This window comes from Lentzea sp. NPDC036955 (assembly GCF_055608005.1).
In genome coordinates, this window is sequence record NZ_JBVJRC010000001.1 from 510,531 (window position 1) to 534,339 (window position 23,809).

At 72.3% G+C, this 23,809-nt stretch carries 23 protein-coding genes, 1 pseudogene and 1 riboswitch; of the genes and pseudogenes, 15 read left to right on the forward strand and 9 right to left on the reverse strand.

Annotated features, from left to right (window positions below):
* Nucleotides 1-10 precede the first annotated feature (10 nt).
* From ACZ7CF_RS02500 to ACZ7CF_RS02515, 4 genes are read left to right on the forward strand one after another with little or no spacing between them, the layout of a single operon-like run.
* Nucleotides 11-922, forward strand: a complete 912-nt coding sequence (locus ACZ7CF_RS02500; protein WP_470368622.1) for a LytR/AlgR family response regulator transcription factor — start codon at nucleotides 11-13, stop codon at nucleotides 920-922.
* Nucleotides 919-1,320 (forward strand): DUF485 domain-containing protein, encoded by a 402-nt coding sequence (locus ACZ7CF_RS02505; RefSeq protein ID WP_360386926.1) that lies wholly within the window; start codon nucleotides 919-921, stop codon nucleotides 1,318-1,320. Before ACZ7CF_RS02500 ends, ACZ7CF_RS02505 begins: the two co-directional genes overlap by 4 nt.
* Entirely contained in the window at nucleotides 1,317-3,062 is a 1,746-nt protein-coding gene (locus ACZ7CF_RS02510) for a sodium/solute symporter (protein WP_458433371.1), read from the forward strand. The genes ACZ7CF_RS02505 and ACZ7CF_RS02510 overlap by 4 nt, the downstream gene beginning before the upstream one ends.
* Nucleotides 3,063-3,074: 12 nt before the next feature.
* Nucleotides 3,075-4,250 (forward strand): histidine kinase, encoded by a 1,176-nt coding sequence (locus ACZ7CF_RS02515; protein WP_360386920.1) that lies wholly within the window; start codon nucleotides 3,075-3,077, stop codon nucleotides 4,248-4,250.
* 391 nt (nucleotides 4,251-4,641) lie between these two features.
* On the opposite strand, the pseudogene ACZ7CF_RS02520 reads toward ACZ7CF_RS02515, so the two are convergent.
* A pseudogene (locus tag ACZ7CF_RS02520) lies at nucleotides 4,642-5,040 on the reverse strand (transposase); the annotation flags it as partial.
* Between the two features lie 659 nt (nucleotides 5,041-5,699).
* Between ACZ7CF_RS02520 and ACZ7CF_RS02525 the strand changes: the two are divergent.
* The 7 genes from ACZ7CF_RS02525 to ACZ7CF_RS02555 are packed head-to-tail and all read left to right on the forward strand — an operon-like array spanning nucleotide 5,700 to nucleotide 11,474.
* A complete protein-coding gene (locus tag ACZ7CF_RS02525; RefSeq protein WP_360386917.1) occupies nucleotides 5,700-6,518 on the forward strand; it encodes a metallophosphoesterase family protein in 819 nt (272 codons plus the stop codon).
* Entirely contained in the window at nucleotides 6,519-7,160 is a 642-nt protein-coding gene (locus ACZ7CF_RS02530; RefSeq protein ID WP_360386914.1) for a 4'-phosphopantetheinyl transferase family protein, read from the forward strand.
* 34 nt (nucleotides 7,161-7,194) lie between these two features.
* Entirely contained in the window at nucleotides 7,195-7,938 is a 744-nt protein-coding gene (locus ACZ7CF_RS02535; RefSeq protein ID WP_360386911.1) for an amidohydrolase family protein, read from the forward strand.
* Nucleotides 7,935-8,663: an amidohydrolase family protein gene (locus ACZ7CF_RS02540; RefSeq protein WP_360386909.1), complete on the forward strand. Its 729-nt coding sequence runs from the start codon at nucleotides 7,935-7,937 to the stop codon at nucleotides 8,661-8,663. The genes ACZ7CF_RS02535 and ACZ7CF_RS02540 overlap by 4 nt, the downstream gene beginning before the upstream one ends.
* Complete coding sequence (locus ACZ7CF_RS02545) at nucleotides 8,660-9,874, forward strand: ABC transporter substrate-binding protein (protein ID WP_470368623.1); 1,215 nt, start codon at nucleotides 8,660-8,662, stop codon at nucleotides 9,872-9,874. The genes ACZ7CF_RS02540 and ACZ7CF_RS02545 overlap by 4 nt, the downstream gene beginning before the upstream one ends.
* Nucleotides 9,874-10,680, forward strand: a complete 807-nt coding sequence (locus ACZ7CF_RS02550; RefSeq protein ID WP_360386904.1) for a carbohydrate ABC transporter permease — start codon at nucleotides 9,874-9,876, stop codon at nucleotides 10,678-10,680. The genes ACZ7CF_RS02545 and ACZ7CF_RS02550 overlap by 1 nt, the downstream gene beginning before the upstream one ends.
* Nucleotides 10,677-11,474: a carbohydrate ABC transporter permease gene (locus ACZ7CF_RS02555; protein WP_360386902.1), complete on the forward strand. Its 798-nt coding sequence runs from the start codon at nucleotides 10,677-10,679 to the stop codon at nucleotides 11,472-11,474. Before ACZ7CF_RS02550 ends, ACZ7CF_RS02555 begins: the two co-directional genes overlap by 4 nt.
* Here ACZ7CF_RS02555 and ACZ7CF_RS02560 read toward each other — a convergent pair.
* Nucleotides 11,455-14,265: an AfsR/SARP family transcriptional regulator gene (locus ACZ7CF_RS02560; RefSeq protein ID WP_470368624.1), complete on the reverse strand. Its 2,811-nt coding sequence runs from the start codon at nucleotides 14,263-14,265 to the stop codon at nucleotides 11,455-11,457. The genes ACZ7CF_RS02555 and ACZ7CF_RS02560 overlap by 20 nt on opposite strands.
* Before the next feature lie 392 nt (nucleotides 14,266-14,657).
* On the opposite strand from ACZ7CF_RS02560, the gene ACZ7CF_RS02565 reads away from it, so the two are divergent.
* Nucleotides 14,658-16,139, forward strand: a complete 1,482-nt coding sequence (locus ACZ7CF_RS02565) for a glutamate-cysteine ligase family protein (RefSeq protein ID WP_360388337.1) — start codon at nucleotides 14,658-14,660, stop codon at nucleotides 16,137-16,139.
* Between the two features lie 60 nt (nucleotides 16,140-16,199).
* Here the strand turns inward: ACZ7CF_RS02565 and ACZ7CF_RS02570 are convergent, their stop codons facing one another.
* Nucleotides 16,200-17,882 carry a cellulase family glycosylhydrolase gene (locus ACZ7CF_RS02570; RefSeq protein ID WP_360386897.1) on the reverse strand — a complete coding sequence of 561 codons (1,683 nt, stop codon included), beginning with the start codon at nucleotides 17,880-17,882 and terminating at the stop codon, nucleotides 16,200-16,202.
* Between the two features lie 181 nt (nucleotides 17,883-18,063).
* On the opposite strand from ACZ7CF_RS02570, the gene ACZ7CF_RS02575 reads away from it, so the two are divergent.
* Entirely contained in the window at nucleotides 18,064-18,738 is a 675-nt protein-coding gene (locus ACZ7CF_RS02575) for an NAD-dependent protein deacetylase of SIR2 family (protein WP_360386894.1), read from the forward strand.
* Entirely contained in the window at nucleotides 18,726-19,421 is a 696-nt protein-coding gene (locus tag ACZ7CF_RS02580) for a class I SAM-dependent methyltransferase (protein WP_470368625.1), read from the forward strand. The genes ACZ7CF_RS02575 and ACZ7CF_RS02580 overlap by 13 nt, the downstream gene beginning before the upstream one ends.
* Nucleotides 19,422-19,740: 319 nt before the next feature.
* Here the strand turns inward: ACZ7CF_RS02580 and ACZ7CF_RS02585 are convergent, their stop codons facing one another.
* The 5 genes from ACZ7CF_RS02585 to ACZ7CF_RS02605 all read right to left on the reverse strand — a co-directional run bounded on the left by ACZ7CF_RS02585 (nucleotide 19,741) and on the right by ACZ7CF_RS02605 (nucleotide 22,691).
* Nucleotides 19,741-20,070, reverse strand: coding sequence for a condensation domain-containing protein (locus ACZ7CF_RS02585; protein ID WP_360386889.1), 330 nt, complete (start codon nucleotides 20,068-20,070; stop codon nucleotides 19,741-19,743).
* Nucleotides 20,071-20,090: 20 nt separating this feature from the next.
* On the reverse strand, nucleotides 20,091-20,657 hold the full coding sequence (locus ACZ7CF_RS02590) for a TIGR03086 family metal-binding protein (protein ID WP_458433376.1): 567 nt from the start codon (nucleotides 20,655-20,657) through the stop codon (nucleotides 20,091-20,093).
* Entirely contained in the window at nucleotides 20,657-21,067 is a 411-nt protein-coding gene (locus ACZ7CF_RS02595) for a type III secretion system chaperone family protein (RefSeq protein ID WP_360386884.1), read from the reverse strand. The genes ACZ7CF_RS02590 and ACZ7CF_RS02595 overlap by 1 nt, the downstream gene beginning before the upstream one ends.
* The gene (locus tag ACZ7CF_RS02600) at nucleotides 20,992-21,699 is read right to left on the reverse strand and encodes a DUF998 domain-containing protein (protein WP_360386882.1); all 708 of its coding nucleotides are present in this window, start codon (nucleotides 21,697-21,699) and stop codon (nucleotides 20,992-20,994) included. The genes ACZ7CF_RS02595 and ACZ7CF_RS02600 overlap by 76 nt, the downstream gene beginning before the upstream one ends.
* 134 nt (nucleotides 21,700-21,833) lie before the next feature.
* Nucleotides 21,834-22,691 carry a LysR family transcriptional regulator ArgP gene (locus ACZ7CF_RS02605; protein ID WP_470368887.1) on the reverse strand — a complete coding sequence of 286 codons (858 nt, stop codon included), beginning with the start codon at nucleotides 22,689-22,691 and terminating at the stop codon, nucleotides 21,834-21,836.
* A gap of 99 nt (nucleotides 22,692-22,790) precedes the next feature.
* Here ACZ7CF_RS02605 and ACZ7CF_RS02610 point away from each other — a divergent pair, with 99 nt between their 5' ends.
* Entirely contained in the window at nucleotides 22,791-23,339 is a 549-nt protein-coding gene (locus tag ACZ7CF_RS02610; RefSeq protein ID WP_360388331.1) for a LysE/ArgO family amino acid transporter, read from the forward strand.
* Here the strand turns inward: ACZ7CF_RS02610 and ACZ7CF_RS02615 are convergent.
* A complete protein-coding gene (locus ACZ7CF_RS02615) occupies nucleotides 23,305-23,472 on the reverse strand; it encodes a hypothetical protein (RefSeq protein ID WP_360386879.1) in 168 nt (55 codons plus the stop codon). The genes ACZ7CF_RS02610 and ACZ7CF_RS02615 overlap by 35 nt on opposite strands.
* Nucleotides 23,473-23,535: 63 nt before the next feature.
* Nucleotides 23,536-23,745: riboswitch (cobalamin riboswitch) on the forward strand.
* The last annotated feature ends 64 nt before the right edge of the window (nucleotides 23,746-23,809 follow it).

Consider the following 23,809-nt stretch of genomic DNA (forward strand, 5'->3'; position numbering starts at 1 on the left):
TCGATCTCGAATGACCTCAGGTCTGCCGTGCCCCCTGTGCGAGGGACCGGATCGACGTGGCAGCCTCGAACGGTCCCTGCGGGTGCTCGCCGTCGACGACGAGGCACCCGCGCTGGAGGACCTCACCTACCTGTTGCGCTCGGACCCGCGCATCGCGCACGTCGAAGCCGTCACCGACGCCACGAAGGCGCTGCGGGTGCTGCACCGGGCGATGGACGCGGGCCAGCCGCTCGACGCGGTGTTCCTCGACATCCGCATGCCGGGACTGGACGGTCTCGACCTCGCCCGCGTGCTGTCGAGGTTCGCGCAGCCGCCACCGGTCGTGTTCGTGACCGCGCACCAGCAGCCCGCCGTCGAGGCGTTCGAGCTCAAGGCGCTCGACTACCTGCTCAAGCCGGTGCGCCAGGAGCGGCTGGCCGAGTCGGTGCACCGGATCGTGCACGAGGTCTGGGACTCGAAGAACCCCACGGAGGCCGCCCCGCCCGCGGCCGCGCAACCGGCCAACGCCACCCCGCCCGAGGTCGGTGACGAGGTCATCCCGGTCGAGCTCGGCGGCGTCACCCGCTTCATCCGGCTCGCTGACATCCGGTACGTGGAGGCGCACGGCGACTACGCCCGGCTGCACACCGCGACCGGCAGCGGGCTGGTCCGCGCCGCGCTCAACGGGCTCGAGGAGCGCTGGCGCAGCGCCGGGTTCGTGCGCATCCACCGCAGCCACCTCGTCTCGCTCGGCCACATCGACGAGCTGCGGCTGGAGGAGGGGCACCTCAGCGTCACGATCGGCGGCGCGGTGCTGCCGGTGAGCCGCCGGCACGCCCGGCACCTGCGGCAGCTGCTCGTGCGCCGCGCCCGGCCGGCGCCGGTGTCCGGTCAGGCCGCGCCCGCGGCCACCGCGCACCCGCGCAACGGGCTGGGGTCGTGACGACACCGCCACCGGGGCAGCCGCCCCCGCGGCCGGTCCAGCGCGTGGTGGTGACGAGTCCCCGCACCAGGGCGCCGCGGGCCCGGCGGCCGTACCCGGGCACCAGGGAGATCAACGAGCAGAGCGAGCTCGGCGCTGTCTACATGCGCACCCTGATCCGCGCCCAGCGCAGGCTGGGCCTGTCGGTGTGCTTCGTGGTGTGCGGGACGCTGGGACTGCTGCCGCTGCTGTTCGCGATCGAGCCGCAGATCGGCAAGATGCGGATCTTCGGGCTCGGGCTGCCGTGGTTCCTGCTGTGCGTGGCGACGGGCCCGATGCTGCTGCTGGCCGGCTGGTTCTACGTGCGGCAGGCCGAACGCAGCGAGCGCGAGTTCGCGGAGCTGGTCGAACGGCCATGACGAGCGGGTACGCCGTCGTGGCGGTGCTGGTCGTCGCACTGGGCACGATCCTGGTCGGCACGTACGGGCTGCGCGTCTCCCGCACCACGTCGGACTTCTACGTCGCGTCGCGCACGGTGTCGCCGTGGTGGAACGCCTCGGCGATCGGCGGCGAGTACCTGTCGGCGGCGTCGTTCGTGGGCATCGCCGGGCTGATCTTCGCCTACGGGCCGGACATGCTGTGGTTCCCGGTCGGCTACACCGCCGGGTACCTGGTGCTGCTGACGATGGTCGCCGCACCGCTGCGCCGCTCCGGCGCGTACACGCTGCCGGACTTCGCCGAGGCCCGCTTCCGCTCGCGCGGTGTGCGGGGCGTCGCGTCGGCGCTGGCGCTCGCGATCGGCTGGCTGTACCTGTTGCCGCAGCTCGAAGGCGCGGGGCTGACGCTGAACACGGTGACCGGGGCGCCGGACTGGGTGGGCGCGCTGGTCGTCGCGGCGGTCGTGACGGTCAACGTGATGTCCGGCGGGATGCGGTCGATCACGTTCGTGCAGGCGTTCCAGTACTGGCTCAAGCTCACCGCGATCACCGTGCCGGTCGTGTTCCTGGTCGTCGCGTGGCAGGTGCACGGCGCCCAGTCGCTGACCGCACCGGAGTTCCCGTCGTTCCGGCAGGACACCGAGGTCGTGTTCCGGAACGAGACGGTGGTGCACGCCGAGCAGGCCGTCACCGTCCGGGGCTCCGGCGAGGTCGACGGGCAGCGCGTGGAGGGCGGCGGGCACGTGCTGACCGCCGGCCACCACCGCGTCGGACAGGGCTCGAAGCTCACGTTCCCGCAGGGCTCGACCGTGCCGCACGTGTCCACGATGGGGCACAACACCAACGAGACGTGGTCGCTGCCGGAGTCGAGCGGGCAGCAGTTCCCGCTGTACGCGGCCTACTCGCTGATCATCGCGACGTTCCTGGGGACCATGGGGCTGCCGCACGTGATCGTGCGCTTCTACACCAACCCGAACGGCACGGCCGCGCGCCGCACGACGTTGATCGTGCTGGGCCTGCTGTCGGTGTTCTACCTGATGCCACCGGTGTACGGGGCGCTCGGCCGGCTGTACACGCCCGAGCTGCTGATGACCGGGCAGACCGACGCCGTGGTGCTCGTGCTGCCGACGCGGATGATCGACGGTCTCGGCGGCGAGCTGCTCGGCGCGCTGGTGGCCGGTGGCGCGTTCGCGGCGTTCCTGTCGACGTCCTCGGGGCTGGTGGTGTCGCTGGCGGGTGTCCTGTCGCAGGACGTGCTGCGGCTCGGCGGCGTGCGCGGGTTCCGGATCTCGACGGTGCTCGCGGGCATCGTGCCGCTGGCGATGACGTTCGTGTCGACGGGCATGCCGGTGGCGGACATGGTGGGCCTGGCGTTCGCGGTGGCGGCGTCGTCGCTGTGCCCGTTGCTGATGCTGGGGATCTGGTCGACCCGGATCACGACCGCCGGCGCCATCGCGGGCATGCTCGCGGGCGGCCTGCCCGCCCTGACCGCGGGGCTGGTCACGATGTTCACCGACACCGGCGACGCCCGGTACGAGACGCTCCTGTCCCGTCCGGCGGCGTGGACGGTGCCGCTGGGCTTCGGGGTCATGTACGTGGTCTCCCTGCTCACCCAGCGGCACGTGCCGCCGGGGGTGCAGCGCACGATGGTCAAGCTCCACGCGCCCGAGAACCTCGGGCTGGACGGCTCAGGTTCGTCTTCCCACGGCGACGAGCGAAGCTAGAGGTGAACTGAGATGCACGACCTCCTCACCGCCGCGGCGATCCTGATCGTCGGCGGGGCGGCGGTGCTCGTGCTGTGGCGGGGCACGCGCAGCCGGCAGTCGCTGTCGACCGAGGCCCAGCGCGTGACCTACGAGACCCTGCACACCGCCTGGTCCGCCGCTCCCCCGCTGCGCGCGGGCCTGGTCCCGGACGCGGCGAAGAGGTCCGCGCGCCACCTGCGCACCCTGCTCGACACCCCCGCGCTCGCGCTGACCGACGAGACCGAGGTCGTCGCGTGGGAGGGCGTGTCCGAGCACCACGCCGCGGAGGCGATGGCGCAGGCGCAGGACGTGTTCCTGACCGGCCGCACCCAGGCGTTCGACATCGGCTGCACCGAACCGAACTGCCCGATCAACTGCGCGGTCGTCGCCCCGCTGACCGTCGAGGGCCGCGTGGTCGGGACCCTGGCCGCCTACTCCCGCGAGGCCTCCGCGGGCCTGGTCCGCGCGACGAACCAGGTGGCCCGGTGGGCGGCGGGGCAGCTGGAGCTGGCCGAGCTCGACCGCTCGCGGACGCGCCTGGTGGAGGCCGAGGTGCGCGCACTCCGCGCCCAGATCTCACCGCACTTCATCTACAACTCGTTGTCCGCCATCGCTTCGTACGTCCGCACCAACCCGGAGCGCGCGCGTACGTTGCTCCTCGACTTCGCGGACTTCACCCGCTACTCGTTCCGGCGGCACGGCGACTTCACGACGCTGGCCGAGGAGCTGCGTTCGATCGACCAGTACCTCGCCCTCGAACGCGCCCGCTTCGGCGAACGCCTGAGGGTGACGTTGCAGGTGGCGCCCGAGGTGCTGCCGGTGACCGTGCCGTTCCTGTGCCTGCAGCCGCTCGTCGAGAACGCCGTGCGGCACGGCATGGAGGGCAAGGTCGAGCCGGGCCACATCCAGATCTACGCGAACGACAGCGGTGCCGAGGCCGAGATCACCATCGAGGACGACGGCATCGGCATGGACCCCGACGAGCTGCGGCGGACGCTCGCCGGGCAGGTCGACGAATCCGCGGGGATCGGGCTCGGGAACATCGACGAGCGGTTGCGGCGGGTGTACGGGGACGAGTACGGGCTCGTGGTGGAGACGGCGTGCGGGCTGGGCACGAAGATCACCGTGCGGGTGCCGAAGTACCAGGCGGGCATCAACGGCATGTGACGCGGGATGCGGTGAAGTGGCGCGGGCGCGGCCATGAGTGCGATGAGCGGTCGTGGTGCGATGAGCGGTCACGGGTGCGATGAGCGGTCACGGGTGCGATGAGCGGTCACGGGTGCGATGAGCGGTCTGGAGTGGCGGTGCTCGGTCCGGCGGGCGACGCGGTGGTGCTGACGATGCCGGAAGCCACGCGGTTCATCACCCACGCGCGCCAGATGATCGCGGAGGCGACAGCGACAACGCACTGAGCGGACACCGGTCGGCCGGTCACGGTGCGATGAGCGGTCAGTGCTCGGCAGGGCGCACGAACCGGGCGAGCGCAACACAACGCCGGGGCCACCCTTCCTCAGGGTGACCCCGGCGCGAGCAGGGGGACGGCGCCTCAGCCGGCCGCCTTCGCCGACCGGCGGTCCGCCGCGTCGAGCACCGCGCGGATCCAGTCGACCTCGTCGGTGCCGCAGGCGCCCTCGGCCACGGCGCGGCGCAGGCGGGTCCACAGGCCCAGGTCGGTCCACTCCTGGAAGCGGCGGTGCACGGTCGGCACGGTCACGCCGAAGGACGCGGGCAGGTGCCGCCACGCGCAGCCGGAGGAGAGCACGAAGACGATGGCGGTGAAGACCGTGCGGTTGCAGACCCGGCCGCGGCCACCGCCCTGGCGGCGGACCTTCGCGGGTGGGATGAGGGGTTCGACGACGGCCCACAGGTTGGGGCTGACCAGGCGGGACGAGAGCTGTTCGATGACGTCGCCGCGACCGGGGTCGGCGGTCTGCTCCGGCCACACGCCGGCGCGCATCCAGGAGTCCTGGCGCGGGACGGAGGTGTCGGCGGACCGGGTGTCCTGGCGGGCGGACTCTGCGCGCTGGCGGGAGCGCAGCAGGGTGGCCAGCGCGGTCTCCTCGGCCGTGCTGCGGCGCGAGGGGACGGCGTAGGCCTGGTGCTGCTGGGCGTGGCGGGCGATCTCGGCGCCGACGGTGCGGCGGAACGACGGTGCGGCGGCCAGGCGCGGGTCGACCGGCTGGCCGTAGCGGGGCACCTGGCCCTGGCGCGGCGGCAGCGGGCGCTGGGGCAGCTGACCCTGGGGGGCCTGGCGCGCGGGCACCGGGCGCGCGGGGACCTGACCCTGGGGGACCTGCCGCTGCGGGACTCCGCGCGCGAGTCGCGGGTCCGGCGTGCGGGCGAACTGGGAGTCGGTCATGGTGTGGTCCTCCGCCAGGACTTTTCCGTCAGGTGACAGCGCTCACGGTAGGAACGGTGCAGGTGGACAGGTAAGTGCGCGGGCCGTCGGCAGCGATGAGCGGGGCAAGGTCGGCGACTTGCGGCTCGCCCTGTTGAGACGAGTGGCGCACTGTCTGCGACGAACGGATAACCGGTCGTGTTACTCAGGACACGAACGAGTGGTCTCTTCGGTTCAGGTTGATCTCCTCGCGTTGACGCCACGGCTACCGTCGAGGTGTGAAGCTCTTGGCCACCAGCGACCTGCACGTCTCCTACCAGGACAACCGCGACGTGGTGGCGGCGATCACCGCACCGGACCCGGCCGACTGGCTGATCGTCGCCGGGGACGTGGGTGAGAAGTTCGGCGACATCGAGTGGACCCTGCGGACGCTGCGCCCCCGGTTCGGCCGGGTCATCTGGTCCCCGGGCAACCACGAGCTCTGGACCACGAAGGACGACGAGAACCAGGCGCGCGGCGAGGTGCGCTACAAGCAGCTCGTCGAACTCTGCCGCAGCCTCGACGTGCTCACCCCGGAGGACCCGTACGCGGTCTTCGACGGCGACGGCGGGCCGGTCACCGTCTGTCCCCTCTTCATCGGCTACGACTACTCGTTCAGGCCACCGGGTGCCACGGACGTGCAGTCCGCCCTCGCCATCGCGCACGAGGCGGGCGTCGTGTGCACCGACGAGTACTTCCTGCACCCCGACCCCTACCCGTCGCGCGAGGCCTGGTGCCGGGCGCGGGTGGAGGAGACGGCGCGGCGGCTCGCCGAGGTGAGCGGGCCGACCGTGCTGATCAACCACTACCCGCTCGTGCGCGACCCCACGTTCGTGCTGCGCTACCCCGAGTTCGCGCTGTGGTGCGGCACCACGGCGACGGCCGACTGGCACACGCGGTTCAACGCCGTCGAGATGGTCTACGGCCATCTGCACATCCCCCGCACGACCGTCTACGACGGCGTGCGCTTCGACGAGGTCTCCCTCGGCTACCCGCGCGAGTGGCGACCGCGCGGCGTGACCGGGGCCAAGCTGCACGACGTGTTGCGGGAGTCATAGGTGCTGGAACAACTCCTCCCCCCGCCGATCGCGGCGGTGGAACGGTTCGACGACGAGCAGCCGGCCGGCCTCTTCCCCGAGGAGGAGGCGCTGCTGGGCAACGCGGTGCCCAAGCGCCGCGCGGAGTTCGGCACCGCGCGCTGGTGCGCGCGCCAGGCCATGGCGCGGCTCGGTGTCGCGCCCGCGCCGGTGCTGCCGGGGCCCAAGCGCGAGCCGCTGTGGCCGGAGGGCGTCGTCGGCAGCCTCACGCACTGCCTGGGCTACCGGGCGGCCGCGCTGGCGAGCACGGCGGACTTCCTGACGATCGGCATCGACGCCGAGCCGCACGGGCCCGCGCCGGACGGGGTGCTGGGGGCCATCGCGGTGCCGGCCGAGCTGGACCGGATGGCCGGGCTGCGGGCGGAGGACCCGAAGATCTGCTGGGACCGGCTGCTGTTCAGCGCGAAGGAGACCACGTACAAGGCGTGGTTCCCGGTCACGCGGCGGTGGCTCGGGTTCGAGGACGCGGACATCACGCTCGACCCGGACGGCACGTTCCACTCGCGGATCCTGCTGCCCGACACCCCGATCGCGGACTTCCGCGGCCGCTGGCTGGTGCAGGGCGACGTCCTGGTCACCGCGATCGCGGTGCCCGCCGTGTAGGGCTCGTGTAGGGGCGGCCACCAGGCTGCCGGTCATGGTGGCTCCCCTCCCCCACGTCCCGCACGAGCGGCACGAGATCGCGCTCGACGTCGACGTGCTCTTCGGCGCTGTGCCCACCCGCGACGTCGACGCGTCCATCGAGGCCGTGGGTGAGCAGCTCTCTCGTCACGGCATCGCGCGCGGGCTGGTGTGCTCGTTGCGGGGCGGGTTGTTCGACGCGTGCTCGGGCAACGACGAGATGCGCAAGGCGATCGAACAGACGGGTCATGTCCCCGTGGGCACAGTGGACATCCGTGACGCGCTGACGGCCGAGACGGAGATAGCGCGCCTTGCGGCCGAGGGTGTGCGGCTGCTGCGGGTGTTCCCGCCGGAGCAATGGGTGGAGCCGGAGTCACCGGGTCTGCAGCACGTCGTCGGCCTCGCGTCGGCCCACGGCATGGTGCTGCTGACGAGCGGCGACATCAGCCGCTACTGGCCCGCGTTCAGCGGCACGCGGGTGTGCTTCCTGGACGTGCACGCCTACAAGGTGGCGGACTTCGTCGTACTCGCCCGTCGCGAGCCGGGGTTCGTGGCCTCGACCCGGATGCTGGTCGGACCCGACTCGATCGAGCGGATCGCGGGCGAGGTCGGGGCGCACCACCTCGCGTACGGCTCGCGGGCGCCGGTGCACGACGTCATGCCGTCGGCGTTGCGTCTGCGCATGTCCGGCCTCGGCACCGAGGAGTGGCACCAGGTGGCCGGGGGCACGGCCACGGCGTGGCTGGAGGACGCCCGATGATCATCGACGTGCACGGGCACGCGGGACCGTGGTTCTTCTCGACGGACGTGGGCGCCGTCGACGTCAACATCAAGCTCATGGACCGCTACGGCATCGACCGGCAGATCGTGTCCGCGTCCGAGGCGGTCACCTACGACATGGTGAGCGGCAACAGGTGGATGGCCGAGGCATTGGCCGAACAACCGCGTCTGCTCGGATACGTCGTCATCAACCCCAACCAGCTCGACGAGGCCGCACGCGAGCTGGAGCGCTACACCCCGGCGAAGCGGTTCGTGGGCGTGAAGATCCACACCACCTACCCCGCGCTGCCGCTCACGTCCACGCCGACGCGGGAGGCGCTGCGGATGGCCGCTGCCGCCGGGCTGCCGGTGCTGGTGCACACCTGGGACGACAGCGTGCTGGGTCTCGTGGACGTGCTGGAGGAGGTGCCGGGGCTGCGGGTGATCGCGGGGCACATGGGCGGGCCGGCGTGGCGGACGGCGGTCGAGGCGGCGGTCCGCAGCGACCGGCTCTACCTCGAACCGTGCTGCTCGATCACCGACCGCGACCGCTTCCGCTACGCCCTGGACCGCGTGCCGGTGGAGCAGGTGCTCTTCGGCACCGACAGCACGCTGGTCGACCCGGCGATCGCGCTCGGCGTGGTCGTGGACGCGGGCCTGAGCGAACGCGAGCACGAGCACGTGATGTGGCGCAACGCCGCCGGCCTGTTCGGGATTCCGGCGTGAGGCGCCTGCTCGCCGCGGCACTGGCGTTCGCCCTCACGGCCTGCGGCGCACCGGTGACCGGCCGGACGGTGACCGTGTGGCTGTACCCGGTCATCGACGACGAGACCGCGAGCAGGGCGTTCTGGCAGGAGGTCGAGCGCGGCTTCGAGTCGGCGCACGACATCGACCTGCGGATTCAACTGCAACCGTGGGCCGGCCGGCAGGAGAAGATCGGCACGGCGCTGCTGTCGGGCAGCGGACCGGACGTGGTGCTGCTGCAGCCGGACATGATCCCGCAGTACGCCGCCCAGCGGGCGCTCCAGCCGGTCGGCGACGTGGTGGCGGCGAGTGGGACGGCGTTCCGGCCGTCGGCGGTCTCGGCGCTGACGGTGAACGGCGAGGTCTACGGCGTGCCGCTGTACCAGACCGTCACGACGACGGTCTACAACCGCGCGTTGTTCGCGCAGGCGGGGATCACGGAACTGCCGCGGACGTGGGACGAGGTCAGGGCGGCCGCGCCGCGGCTCGCGGCCAGGGGCGTGCCGGTGCTCGACTACGCCGGGTCGGCCGAGGAGACGCTCAACATCACCTTCTACCCGCTGCTGTGGCAGGCGGGCGGCACGGTGTTCAGCCCGGACGGCCGGCGCAGCGCGTTCTCCTCGCCGGAGGGCGTCGCGGCGCTGCGGTTCCTCGTCGACCTCGCGGCGGCGGGCGGCCTGCCCGCGGACGTCACGACCCGCAAGAGCGACATCAGGGACGACCCGGTGGCGCTGGGGAAGGCGGCGATGAGCCACGTGACGACCGCCGCGGAGGCCCGCGCCATCGCGGCGGGCATCGGAGCGGACAACACCGCGGTCGGCCCGCCGTTGCAGGGCCGGGTGCGGGCGACGTTCGGCCAGCCCGGCGCGTTGGCGCTGGTGCGCACCGCGAAGGACACCGCGGCGGCCAGGACCGTGCTCGCCCACCTGAGTTCGCGGGAGGTCGTCGACGCGCTGTGCGCCCGGTCGGACTTCTTCGCGCCGTGGGCCGAGGTGGCGCCGCCGCAGGACGCCCTGGCGAGGAGCTTCCTCGACGCGCTGCCCTACGCGTCGGCCGGTGACCCGCACCCGCAGGCGCGCAGGGTGATGGGCCTGCTGGCCCCGCACCTGCAGGCCGCGCTGCTGGGCAGGAGCACCCCGGAGCAGGCGCTCGCCGACGCCGCCGCCGAGGTCGACGGGCTGCTCGGCCGCTGATGCGCGGCGCGGTCACGACCCTGCTCTTCCTGCTGCCGGTGCTGGTGCTCTTCGGCCTGTTCCGGGTCGTCCCGGTGCTGGGGGCGGCCGGGCTGAGCCTCACCGACCACGACGCGGGCGGCGGCTGGACGTTCGTCGGGCTGGCGAACTACCGCGACCTGGCCGCGAGCCGGACGTTCACGGCCAGCCTGCGCACCACGCTCGGCTACGTCGCGCTGTGCGTGCCGCTGACCGTGCTGGTGGCGCTGGGAACGGCGGTGCTGCTCGACCGGGTCACGTGGGCGCGGGGCTGGTTCCGCGCCGCCCTGCTCGCCCCGTACGCCACCAGCCCGGTGCTCGCCGCCGTGGTGTGGCGGTGGCTGTTCGAGCCGCTGGGGGTGCTGTCCCACCCGTCGCTGGTGCTGCCCGCGCTCGCCGTCGTGAGCGTGTGGAAGGGGTCCGGCTACGCGGTGCTGGTGCTCTTCGCCGGTCTGCAGGACGTGCCGTCCGACTGCCTGGACGCGGCCAGGGTGGACGGGGCGACCGCGTGGCAACGGGTGTGGCACGTGCTGCTGCCGTTCCTGCGCCCGGTGTTGTTCTTCGTGGTGGTGGTCGAGACGATCGGCGCGTTCCAGGTCTTCGACACCGTTTTCGTGCTGACCGAGGGAGGGCCGATGCGGGCCAGCCAAGTGCTGGCGTACGTGGTGTACGAGTACGGGTTCCGGTTGTTCGACCTCGGGCACGCGGCGGCGGCCGGGGTCGTGCTGTGGGCCGTGGTGCTGCTGGTGGCGCTGACCCAGCGGCGGGTGTTCGGCGGGGACCCGTGAGGCGCTCGCGGTGGCCGGTCGTGGTGCTGGCGGTGGTCACGCTGCTCGCGCTGGGACCGTTCGCCGTGATGGTCGTGGTCGCGCTGTCACCACCCGGTTCCCCGACGCTGCCGCACGCCCTGCCGGAGTCGCTGACGCTGCGGAACTTCGCCGTGGTGCTCGCGGCCGAGGACTTCGTGCGGTGGACGCTCAACACGCTGGTCTACGCGCTGGTGTCGGTGGTGGTGGTCCTGCTGTCCGCGTCGATGGCCGCGTACGTGTTCGCCCGCAAGCGCTTCCGCGGCCGGGACCTGCTGCTGTGGACGATCGTGTCGACGTTCATGGTGCCGTTCCACGCGGTGCTGGTGCCGTTGCTGCTGCTGGTCGCGTCACTGGGGTGGGTGGACACCTGGTGGGGACTGGTGGTACCGACGCTCGCCAACGCCCAGGCGGTGCTGGTGCTGCGGCAGTTCATCCGCGCGCTGCCGGGCGAGGTGTTCGACGCCGTGCGGGTCGACGGCGCCGGCGACTGGCGGACCTACTGGCACATCGTGCTGCCGTTGTGCCGTCCGGTGCTCGCCACGCTCGCGGTGTTCGTGTTCCTGTGGCACTGGAACGACTTCCTGTGGCCGTTGGTGGTCACGAACTCCACGGACATGCGCACGCTCACCCTCGGTCTGTCCACGATGGACTCCACACGGCTGGACATCGCCGAGCTGATGGCCGCCGCGACCGCCACGGCGCTGCCGTGCCTGGTGGTGTTCTGGTTGCTGCAACGGCACCTGGTCAGCGCGCTCACCGGCCGGGGCCGGTGAGGCCCGTGCTGTGCAGCGCGGCACGGGTGCGGACCTGGTGCAGCGGCATGTCGAACCGTTCGAACAGCCGCAACGCCCGCGTGAAGCACTCCTGCGCCTCGGTGAAGCGGCGGTCGCGGTGGGCGACCCAGCCGAGGCTGTAGAGGGTCTCGGCCTTGCCGACGCTCTCGTCCTGCGGCGAGAACGCGGCCTGCGACCGGGCCATCAGCGCCGCCGCGCGATCGGCGTCACCGCGCTGGGCGTGGATGGCGGCGAACACGTGCAGCGCCAGCGCCTCGTCGCGCGGACAGGACGCCGCGCGGAACAGGCCGACGGCCGCCGGCATCGCGTGCTCGGTGGCGGCGAGGTCGCCGCGGGCGTTGTGCAGCAGGCCGTAGCTGAACAGCACGCACGCCCGCCCGTAGTCCGAGTCGAGCTCGGCGAAGGCGGCCAGCGCGCGGTCGAGGAACGCCGCGGCCTCGTCGAGGCGGCCCTGGTTGCGCCGCACCACCCCGAGCCCCTGCAGGGCGAAGGCACCGCCGAACGCGTCGGCGCACCGGTGGAAGCCGGCCCTGGCGCGCGCGAGCAGGGCGGCGGCCTCGTCGTGGCGGCCGTGGAACAGGTCGACGCTGCCCAGGCCCAGGTTGGCGTAGGCCTGCCCCGGCACCTCGCCGAGGTCGTGGAACAGGTGCTGCGCCCGCGTGAAGTGCGTGCGCGCCTCGCCGAAGCGGTCGCGGTAGAACGCCAGCGCGCCGAGCCCCTGGTGCAGGACCGCGGTGCGCCGGGCGTCGCCGCTCTCCTGCGCGGCCGCCAGGACCAGCTCGTGCGTGTGCCGCCACAGGTCGTAGTGGCTGCGCAGGTCGAACAACGTCGTCAGCACCCCGGCGGTGTCGGCGGCGAGCGCGGTCAGGCCCAGCGCGAGCGCCTGCTCGACGACGGCGACCAGCGCGTCGCGTTCGGCCTCCAGGAACGCCAGCGGGTCGGCGAGCAGCCGGGCGGTGACGTCCCCCGGCAGGCGCGCGTCCCGCACTTCCAGCCGCACCTTGAGGAACCGGCTCGGCAGCCCGGACTCGGCGCGCGCGGCCAGGTCGAGCCAGGCGGTGAACGCGCGGGTGAGCGCCGCGGTGCGGCCGGGGTCGTCCTGCTGCGCGCGTTCGCGGCCGAAGACCCGCAGCAGGTCGTGGAACCGGTAGCGGCCGTGGCCCGCTGGTTCGAGCAGGTGCGCGTCGGCGAGGCCGTCGACGAGCTCCTCGGCGTCCGCGACGGGGACGTCGAGCAGCGGCCCCGCGACCCAGGCGGGGAAGTCCGGCACGTCGAGCAGGCTCAGCAACCGGAACGCGCGTCGCTGGGCGGGTCCGAGCGCCTCGTAGCTCAGCGCGAGGCTGGCGCGCGCCTCCAGGTCGTCGATGCACAGCTCGTTGAGGCGGGTGCCCTCGTCGGCCAGCCGTTCCGCGAGCCGCCCGACCGTCCAGTGCGCCCTGCGGGCCAGCCGGGAGCCCGCGATCCGCAGCGCCAGCGGGAGGTTGCCGCAGTAGCGGGCCACCGCCCTGGCGGCGTCGGGTTCCGCGGCGAGCCGGGACCGACCGGCGATCGAGGCGAGCACCCGCACCGCGTCCTCCGTGCTGAGCACGTCGAGGTGCACGGTGTGCGCGGTGTCGACGTCGACCAGCTGCGCCCGGCTCGTGATCAGCACCGCCGACCCCGCCGTGCCCGGCAGCAACGGCCGCACCTGCGCCATGTTCGCGGCGTCGTCGAGCACGACCAGCACGGGCCGCGCCGCGAGCTGCGACCGGTAGAGCGCGGCGCGGGCCTCCCGGTCCTCCGGAACGGCGTGCGGGTGCACCCCGCACGCGATCAGCAGCTCGGCCAGCACGGTCGCCGGGTCGCGCGGCGCGTGCGTGCCGCCCAGCCGCACGTAGAGCTGTCCGCCGGTGAAGTGCCCGGCCACCTCGTGCGCGACCCGCACCGCCAGCGTCGTCTTGCCCACGCCCGCCTTGCCGGTGATCGCGGCGACCGCACCGGCCCGCCCGGTCAGCAACCGGCGCAGCCGCGCGGTCTGGGTGGCGCGCCCGGTGACGTCCTGCGCGCCGGGCGGCAGCTGCATCGGTCGCACCACCACGGGTCCCTCGCCGCGCAGGACCTCCCGGTGCAGCTCCCGGATCTCCGCGCACGGTTCCACGCCGAGCGCCTCGACCAGCACCTCCCGCACCGCCCGGTACGTCTCCAGCGCCTCGGCGCGGCGCCCGGCCCGGTGCTGCGCGAGCATCAGCCGCCGCCACAGCCCCTCCCGCAGCGGCTGCTCCCGCACGAGCGCCGACAGCTCGGTGACGAGCGCCCGGTACTGCCCGGCCGCGAGCCGCGCGTCCGCGCAGTCCTCCCGCGCGGCGGCCGCCAGCTCCTCCAGCCGCACGACCTCGGTCTCGAGCCACCCGGCCCGCGGCACGTCCTCCAGCACCGCGCCCCGCCAGCAGTCCCACGCCTCCTGCCAGAGCTCGACCGCCTTCAGCGCGTCCCCGGCGCGCAGTGCGCTCCGGGCCTGCCCGGCAGAGGCCTCGAACCGCGCGCTGTCGAGCTGGTCCGGCTCCACCAGCAACCGGTACCCGCTGCCGTCGGTGACGAGCAGCCCGTCCAGCCCGACGTCCTTCAACGCGCTCCTGAGCCGGTTCACGTGCGTGTGCACGTTCGCCACCGCGCTCGCCGGCGGGTTCTCCCCCCACAGCGCGTCCACGATGCCGCTCAGCCCCACCGGTTTGCCCGCCCGCACCAGCAACGCGGCGAGCAACGTCCGCTGCCGAGGTCCCCCCAGTTTCACGGCCCTGCCGTTCCGCGTGACGCACAACGGTCCCAAAATGCCGAACCTCGCGATGTTCCCCAAGGCTCCCCACCCGGCTCTCGTCGCTGACTTCGCACGGTAGCACCGCCGGTACGGTGCGAGGACAGCCCACAAAAGGGTCAAAAAGTGGACAACTCGCAACCAGGTAAGGGGCCGAATGAAAATGGGCGCCTGAACGACCGCCGGCTTTCTCCGCGGACCGCCGGGAAATCCACCCCGGAATTCGGGACAATGGAAGGCTGGTCATCGGGGCCGCGACACGGCGGGCGTCCGGCGTCCCACCTGGTGCGCGGGAACGCTCCCCTGAGTGTCGGATTGATCAACCATGGTGCAGAGTGGTGAGGTGTTCCCTCGACCGCCGGGAGGCCACCATGGGCGAGGACGTCGCGAAGCAGGAGTTCACGCGCGAGGACCGCACGCGGTACCGGACGAAGGTCCGGCGGTGCCTCGACGTGTTCGCGCGGATGCTGCGCGAGGCGCGGTTCGACTTCGAGCGGCCGATGACCGGCCTCGAGATCGAGATCAACCTGATCGACGAGCAGGGTGATCCCGCGATGAAGAACCACGAGGCGCTGGAGGTCATCGACGACCCGGACTTCGTGACCGAGCTGGGCCAGTGGAACATCGAGATCAACGTGGCGCCGCGGCGGCTGGCCGGCGGGGGCATCACGGCGTTCGAGGAGACGGTGCGCCGCAGCCTCAACGACGCCGAGGAGAAGGCCCGCCGGGTCGGCGCGCACATGGTCGTCAACGGCATCCTGCCGACGTTGCGGTCCCGGCACATCACGCCGGACCTGCTGTCGGGCAACCCGCGCTACGCGCTGCTGAACGAGCAGGTGCTGGCGGCGAGGGGCGAGGACCTGCAGATCTCCATCGACGGCGTCGAGCGGCTGCACCTCACGTCCAGCTCGATCGTGCCGGAGGCGGCGTGCACGAGCACGCAGCTGCACCTGCAGGTGAGCCCCGAGCAGTTCCCCGCCTACTGGAACGCCGCGCAGGCCATCGCCGGCGTGCAGGTGGCGGTGGGCGCGAACTCGCCGTTCTTCCTCGGCAAGGAGCTGTGGCGGGAGACGCGGATCGCGTTGTTCCAGCAGGCGACCGACACGCGCGGCGACGAGCTCAAGGCGCAGGGCGTGCGGCCGCGGGTGTGGTTCGGCGAGCGGTGGATCAACTCGATCTTCGACCTGTTCGAGGAGAACGTCCGCTACTTCCCCGCGCTGCTGCCGATCTGCGACGACGAGGACCCGCTCGCGGTGCTCGACAAGGGCGACACGCCCTCGTTGAGCGAGCTGAAGCTGCACAACGGCACGATCTACCGGTGGAACCGGCCGGTGTACGACGTGGTGCGGGACCGGCCGCACCTGCGCGTGGAGAACCGGGTGCTGCCCGCGGGTCCGACCATCGTGGACACCCTGGCGAACGCGGCGCTGTACTTCGGCCTCGTGCGCGCGCTGGCCGAGGACGAGCGTCCGCTGTGGTCGCAGATGAGCTTCCAGGCGGCGGAGGAGAACTTCAACGCCGCCGCGCGCAACGGCATGGACGCGCAGATGTACTGGCCCGGCGTCGGCACCGTGCCGGTGGTCGAGCTGGTGCTGCGCCGGCTGCTGCCGCTCGCCCACGAGGGGCTGATCCGGTGGGGCGTCGACTCGGCCGAGCGCGACCGCCTGCTGGGTGTGATCGAGCAGCGGTGCCTGAGCGGCGTGAACGGCGCGACCTGGCAGGCCAGGGAGTTCCACCGGCACTACGACCACTCGCACCTGGACCGGGCGGACGCGCTGCGCACGATGCTGCGGACCTACGTGGACCTCATGCACGCCAACGAACCCGTCCACACCTGGCCGTTGTCGTCGTGAAGGGGGCGTGGCACCGGCCACGCCCCCTCACTCACCTCACCGGGATCAGCTCGTCCGGCATCAGCTCGTCGGGAAGTCGTCGGGCGTCCGGATGCGGTCCCGCACCCACACCCCGGCCGGCTTCAGCACACCGGTGCCCGCGAACGTGGTGCCCGAGCAGGTGCCGGTCTTGAACACCGCGCCCGTCAGGCCGTCGTCGGAGTAGTTCCAGTTGGCCCAGGAGATCTTCTTGCGGGCCATGAGGTCGACGTACCTCTGCGACATGGTGAAGTCGTTGCTGCCGCCACCGGACGCGGCCTGCGTGCCGAACTCGGTCACGAACACCGGGACCTGGCTCGACACCTGGTCCAGGACGCTGAGGTACGAGTCCTGGTGCGCCTGCGCGTAGAAGTGGAACGAGTACATGAAGTTCGTGGCGTTGACCCGGTTGTTCAGCACCTCGGACGGGCTGTCGCCGTCGGAATGGCCGAACGTCGACCAGCCGTTCGTGCCCGAGACGATGAGGCTGTCCGGGTCGATGTCGCGGATGACCGGGATCATCTGCTCGGCGTAGGACTTCACCCGCGCCCACGAGACGTTGTTCGGCTCGTTGGCGATGTCGTAGATGATGTTGGTCTTGTCCCTGTGCCTGGTCGCGATCTCGGTGAAGAACGTCTTGGCGCGGGACAGGTTGTAGTTCGGGTCACCGGGGTCGAGCTGGTGCCAGTCCACGAGGACGTAGATGCCGCGGCGGGTGGCTTCCTCGATGTAGCCGTGCACCAGGTCGGTGAACTTGCGGGGGTCGGTCTCGTAGCCGTCCTCCTGGACGTACATGGCGACGCGGAGGAAGTCCGCGTTCCAGTCGTTGACCAGCGCGTCCCACCACTGGGACTTGGAGCACCGGTGGTACCACTGGATGCCGTGCGTGCTCATGCCGCGCAGCTGGACCGGCTTGCCGTACTGGTTGCACAGCTGCACGCCGCACACGCGCAGCAGCCCGTTGACGTCGTGCGGCCGGGTGCCGCCGGGGGTTCCAGGCTGCGTGCGCACCGTGACGGCACCGGAGGCGCCGGACAGGTTGCCCGCCGCGTCCCGCGCCCGCACGGTGAAGGTGTACGAGGTGTCCGGCGTCAGGCCGCTCACGGTGTGGGTGGTGCCGGTCGCGGTCTGCCCGCTCGACAGCACGTAGCCGGTCACGCCCACGTTGTCGGTGGACGCGTCCCACGCGAGCGACACCGAGGTCGCCGTGGTGCCGGTCGAGCGCAGGCCGCCGGGGACCGACGGGGCCGTGGTGTCCGGCGTGCCGGACTGCTGGTCGACGTCGACGCGGTCCAGGTTCGGGCCGCCGTTGGACGTGGTCGCGACGGTCTTGATCTTGTTGGTGCCCGCGGTGAGGGTCACGGCGGTGGAGCGGGTCGTCCAGGACGTCCACGCGCCCGTGCTCGGGAACGCGAGCTCGTCCGCGACCAGTGCGCCGTTCACCGAGATGTCCATCGGGCGGTCGGCCGTCTGGCCGTTGGCGAACCGGAAAGTAAGGGTCGCCGGGCCGGCAGCGGCGGCGGTCACGGTGAACTCCACCGAGCTGCCGACCTCGTTGTCGTAGTTGACGAAGCCCGAGCCGGTGAAGCCGGCGTGGTTGGACTCCACCACGCCGTGGGTGATCGTCGCGTTCTCCGCCTGGTACTGGACCGGGGCGGCGACCGCGACGGCGGGGACGCTGAGCGCCAGTGCGGCTGGGACGACCAAGAACAGGGATCTGGCCACAGGTGCCTCCTGTGCAGGGGTACAGGGCGCGGCGGCGATTTAGTTAAGAAGGTTTCCTGTATGTTGTGCGTTGAATCACAGCACCGGACCACCGCCGCTGTCAACAAATTCGGGCGACCGGAACCGCGCGGGTGGGGCATCCTCGACCCCTGATGCGAACCACGGCCACGGCGGCGTCCTGATGGAGATCGCCTGCGACGAGTCGGGCTCCGAGGGCGAGAAGCTCGTCGGCGGGGTCACGGCGGTCTTCGCGCACGCGGCCGTGCGGCTGTCCCGCGAGGAGGCCGGCGCGTGCGTCGCCGAGCTGCGGTCGATGATCAGGTCGCCGGCCCTGGAGTACAAGGCGAACCACCTGCTGCGGCAGAAGAACCGGTGGGTGCTGCTGTGGTTCCTGGACCCGTCTGGCCCGCTGGCCGGCCGGGCGCGCGTGCAGCTGGTGGACAAGCGGCGGTTCCTGGCCGCACGGGTGCGCGCGGAGTTCGGGCCGGTCACCGGCCCGCTGGAGCACTACAACGACCTGCTGCGCGCCCGCGGGCCGCGCGGCGCCCTGGACCCGCTGTTCCCGGCGATCCTGCGGGCCGTGGCGCAGTGGCGCGGCCCGGTGTCGATCGTGCACGACCAGCAGCTGTCGCTGACCGAGGACCGCATCCGGCGGCTGAAGGAGGCTGCGCCGCGGCTGGCGGAGCTGACCCTGGCCGACTCGCAGCACGACGCACGGGTGCAGGTCGCGGACTTCCTCGCCGGGATCGCCCGGCGGGTGGCGGAGGACGAGCTGAACGGGCGGCCGGACCACGAGCTGATCGCACTGCTCCGCCCGTTCGTGACGGGGAACGAGGACGCGAGATGCCCGACCTGATCTTCTCCGACCCGCGCCTGGCGGCCGTCTACGACGCGTTCGACGGCCGGCGCACCGACCTGGACCTCTACCTGGCGGTCGCGGCCGAGCTCGGCGCGGCGAGCGTGCTCGACGTCGGGTGCGGCACCGGGTGCCTCGGGGTGCTGCTGGCCGAGGCAGGACTCGACGTGGTCGGGGTGGACCCGGCCCTCGCGTCGCTGGAGCTGGCGCGCGCCAAGGACTCGCGGGTGACGTGGCTGCACGGCGACGCGACCTCGCTGCCGCCGCTGCGGGTGGACCTCGCGGTCATGACGGGCAACGTGGCGCAGGTGTTCCTCGGCACCGACTGGGAGGCGGCGCTGCGCGGCGTCCACGCGGCCCTGCGCCCCGGCGGGCACCTCGTGTTCGAGACGCGCAGGCCGGAGTCCCGGGCCTGGGAGGAGTGGGCGGACCGGCCGGACCGCGCGGTCGGCGGCGTGACCGAGCGGCTGGAGGTGCTGGAGGTGCGGCTGCCGTTCGTGTCGTTCCGGCACACCTACCGGTTCCCCGACGGGACCGAGCTCGCCTCGGACTCCACGCTGCGGTTCCGGTCGCACGACGAGGTCGTGGACAGCCTGATGGGGTGCGGGTTCCGGGTGGCGGACGTGCGGGACGCGCCCGACCGGCCTGGGCGCGAGCACGTGTTCGTGGCGCAGCGGACCTAGGCCGGGCGGGGTCTTGCCGCGTCCGGACGCGACCCGCGGCGCGGGCGGTCACGGCGACGGGTGGCGTGGCCGTGCTGTCCGGCCAGTCGATCGCACCGGGCCAGACTGGACGCACCCGGCCGGTCGATCGCACCCGGCCAGGCTGGACGCGCTGCGGCGGACCGGCCCCCTCGGCACGGACGGGCACGCCGGCGCGGACGCTCCCCCGGTGCACCACCGACGGGTGACCCAGCGGGTCCGGGCCGCGCTCACGCAGGGGTACCCCCGAGTCGGGATCCCCTGCGTCTCACCGTACTCAGCGGGTCCGACAAGATCGGGACTAGCCGACCAGCGCGGGTTGCTTCCAGGCCTGCACCAGCCACGGCAGCACGCGCGGCATCCGGTCGGCCACGACGTCGTGCAGCACCAGCACGATCCGCCCCGACCGCTCGGGTCCGGCGTCCAGCCACACGGCCTGCATCAGCACACCCGCCCGCAGGTCGAGCCCCGCCTCCGCTTCGGCCAGTGCGGCGGCCGTGGCGGCGGCGGGGTCGGTGACCTCGTGGTGCGCGAAGCCCGAACGGCACAGCTCGGGGTGCAGTTCCACCAGGGAAGCCAGTGCGGCGGCCAGGCGTCCGACGCCGAGCCCCGCCCGAACCTGCACCGTCATCGCTCTCACGTTAGGGGAGCCTAACCTACTTTCCAGGCGGGGTCGCGGCCACTGAGTCCCAGGACACGGTCCAGCAGCGGCGCGGTCGAGCCGACCTCCACCACGGCTCCGAACAGCGAGCCGTCGCGGTTGCCGGGACCGACCGACGACACGAAGCCGTGCACGACCTGGAGCAGGTCCTCGTCGACCTCGAACGGCTGCCCGGTGGCACGTGCGAGGTCCCAGCCGTGCAGCACGACCTCGTCCAGCGCCACGGCCGCGGCCACCTCGCCGGGCAGGTCGACGCCGGCCGCCGCGGTCATGCCCTCCCACGCCTGCGGTGCGCGCCAGGCCTGCGCGAGCTCGGCCAGGCGGGCCGGCACCGACTCGCGGAAGTCCAGCGGCAGCCGCGCCACGTCGCCGGAGGGGGTGCCCCGCAGCGGTGTCTTGCGCGCCGCCATCGTGAACGCCACGGCCAGGCCGTTGACGTGGTCGAGCAGGTCGCCGACCGCGTACTCCGGGCACGGCGTCGGTGCCGACAGGTGGCGGTCGGTCACCCCGCGCACCACCTCCGCCAGGCGGTCGGTGGCAGGTGCCAGGTCGAACATCAGTAGCCGTCCCCTCCCCAGAACTGCTCCTCCAGCGTGTCCGCCGTGCCGGCGAGCAGGTGCAGCGGGTCGGTGAACTCGTGGATGTCGAGGTCCTTGAGCGGCAACGAGTGCCGGACCACGACGTGCTCCCCCATGATCGCGAGGCCGCAGGCGACGGTGGAGTTGCCCACCTCCTCCAGCACGCGGCGGAGGTCCACCTGCGCGGCCAGCCCGCACGGGGAGGCGATCTGCACCCATTCGTGCATGTTGTCGAGCACTTCCCGGACGATGATCACGACCTGCGTGCGGTCGTCGTCGCCCTCCTCCACGTCCCCGAAGGTGAAGAGGATCCTCAGTTCCTCGCCCTGGTCGCTGATGACGTCGTACTCGGCGCGGACGTAATCCGCGAGGTCTCCCCAACTCGCCATGGCGCAACCCTACTGGCCGAGATCGCCCAGAGCCCGACGACCAGCACGGCCAGGACCTCGGCGGCGAGCAAGATCCTCTCGATGTAGCCCAACGGGAACACGTTCCACCACCGGACGTCCGACACCGCACCCAGCACAATGGCGTAGAGCAGCGGCATGAATGCGACAACGCTCAACAAACCCGACGCCATCGTCCACCTGGCGTGTCGCCCCCAGACGTGGTCGCGCAGCCACGGCCGGGCCAGCAGGACGACCGCGACGGGCAGGCTCACGAACGCGACCATGCTGCCGAACCGGTGGATGCTGCCGCTGAGCTGGTTGGTGCCCATCGCCCAGTTCGTCTTCGGGAACACGACCACGAGCAGCAGGCCGAACGACCACAGCAGCAACGCGACCGAGCCCGCCGACCGCCACCGGGTCAGTCCTTTGTGGACCAGCGCGGTGAGGATGCCGGCCGAGCCCGCGACCAGCAGCAGCACGGCCACGTCGAACACCGGGCGGTAGTCGCCCAGGGCGTACTCGCTGATCGTGCGGTGCAGAGCGCCGACGGTCAGGTCGAGCAGGCCCACCATGGCGACGGTCGCGACGACCGCGAGCGAACCGCCGGTGGCGGCGAGGCGAGGAATCAGCACAAACCGGTCAACGAGCGGGTGAACCCCTGGGGTTCCTGGGTTCAGGAAGCCGACAGGATGCTCTCAGGCGCCGGACAGGTTCCCGGCCGGGAGCACGAGCCCGGTTCGGCGGCGCGTCGCCCCACCCCGGGGACTCAGCGCAGCGCCTGCGCGGCTTCGGCCACCACCGCCTCGGCCACGGCGGTGAGTGCGGGCGAGTCGAGCTTCCACTGCTGCCAGTACAGCGGGACGCTGACCGTGCGGCCGGGAGCGAGGTCGACCAGGCCGTCGAGCACCTGCTGCGGCGGCACCATGCCCCAGCCCAGGCCGGTGGCGACGGCGCGCACGTAGACCTCGGACGACGGGACGTGGTGGCGGTGCTCGGACGCGCCGCGGCCCCGCGTCAGGGTGCGGACGAAGCGGTCCTGGAGGTCGTCGTTGCGGTCGAACACCACGACCGGGGCGTCCGGCAGCCACGACTTCAACGGCCCGGCCGCATGCCGGTTCACGAAGGACTCGGCGGCCATCGCGGCGTAGCGGATGTGGCCGAGCTTGCGCACCGAGCAGCCGGCGACGGGTTCGCGCGACGACGTCACCGCCGCCATCACCGCTCCCTGCCGCAGCAACGCCGTCGTGTGGTCCTGGTCCTCGCGGTGCAGGTCGAACGAGATCCGCAGCTCGGGCGGCACGCGGTGCAGCGCGGGCAGGAACCAGGTGGCGAGCGAGTCGGCGTTCACCGCGATCGGCACCCGCACGACCGCGTCCTCGCCGAGCGCCGCCCCGAGGTCCTGGTCGAGCGCCAGCAGTTGCCGACCGTAGCGGACGATCACCTCACCGGACGGCGTGAGCCGCACCGGGCGGGCGCGGACCAGCAGGACCCGGCCCGTGCGCTGTTCGAGCGCCTTGATGCGTTGCGAGACAGCGGAAGGCGTGACGTGCAACGCGGTGGCGGCGGCGTCGAACGTGCCGCTGTCCACCACCGCGAGCAGCGTGCGCACCAGGTCGAGGTCCATCACGAGCGCTAATGGTACGTAAGAATCTTCAGCTGGCCTCATCAAGAACGCGTCAATAGCGTGGACCGCGTGACAGACCTGCTGCTCGGCTTCGGCACCATGATGACCCTGATCGTCGCGATCGGCGCCCAGAACGCTTTCGTGCTGCGCCAAGGACTTCGCCGCGAGGCGGTGGCGAAGGTGGTCGCCGTGTGCGCCGTGTCGGACGCGGTCCTGGTCGCCGTGGGCGTCGCCGGGTTCGGCGCGATCGTCACCCGGTGGCCGCAGGCGGTCACCGTCGCCGCGGTCGTGGGCGGGCTCTTCCTGCTGGGGTACGGGTTCCTGGCCGCGCGGCGCGCACTGCGCCCGCAGGCCCTGCACGCCGACACCGGCGCCCGGCACCGGCCCGTGCTCACCGCGATCGCGCTGACGTGGCTCAACCCGCACGTCTACCTCGACACCGTGCTGCTGCTCGGGTCGATCGCCGCCGGCCGCTGGCTCTTCGGCGTCGGCGCGGTGACGGCGAGCATCACCTGGTTCGCCGCGCTCGGGTTCGGCGCCCGGCTGCTCAGCCCGCTGTTCGCGAAGCCGCGCGCGTGGCGCGTGCTGGACGGCGTGATCGCCGCCGTGATGATCAGCCTCGGGGTCGCGCTGATCGCCGGGACGTGACCAGCGCGGCGACCGCGCAGCCGGCCAGCACGCCGCTCGTCACCGGCGCCGCGGCTCCCGCGAACAGCGACGCGGAGGCGAGCCCCGCACTGAGCAGAGCACCGTAGAAGACCCGCGGCCGAACCTCACCCACGCCGACCACCCTACCCAGGGGACACGCATGTTGGGTGGTGATCAAGGACCCACCACCACATGTAGTATCTGCCGCACTGGTGGTTCACCGGCCCGGACAACGGGCCGGTGAGGCAAGAGGGAACCCGGTGCGAGTCCGGGACTGCCCCGCAGCGGTGAGTGGGAACGAAAGCCGTCAACGAAGCACTGGGTCGCGAGACCTGGGAAGCGACGGCCGGTAGGCGCGAGTTCGACGCCCACGAGTCCGAAGACCTGCCACCGGGGTGCGCGCAAGCCTGCGCGCACGACACGGTGCCCCGAGGGAGGGCAGCTGTGTGCACCGGTGAACGGTGCGCGCA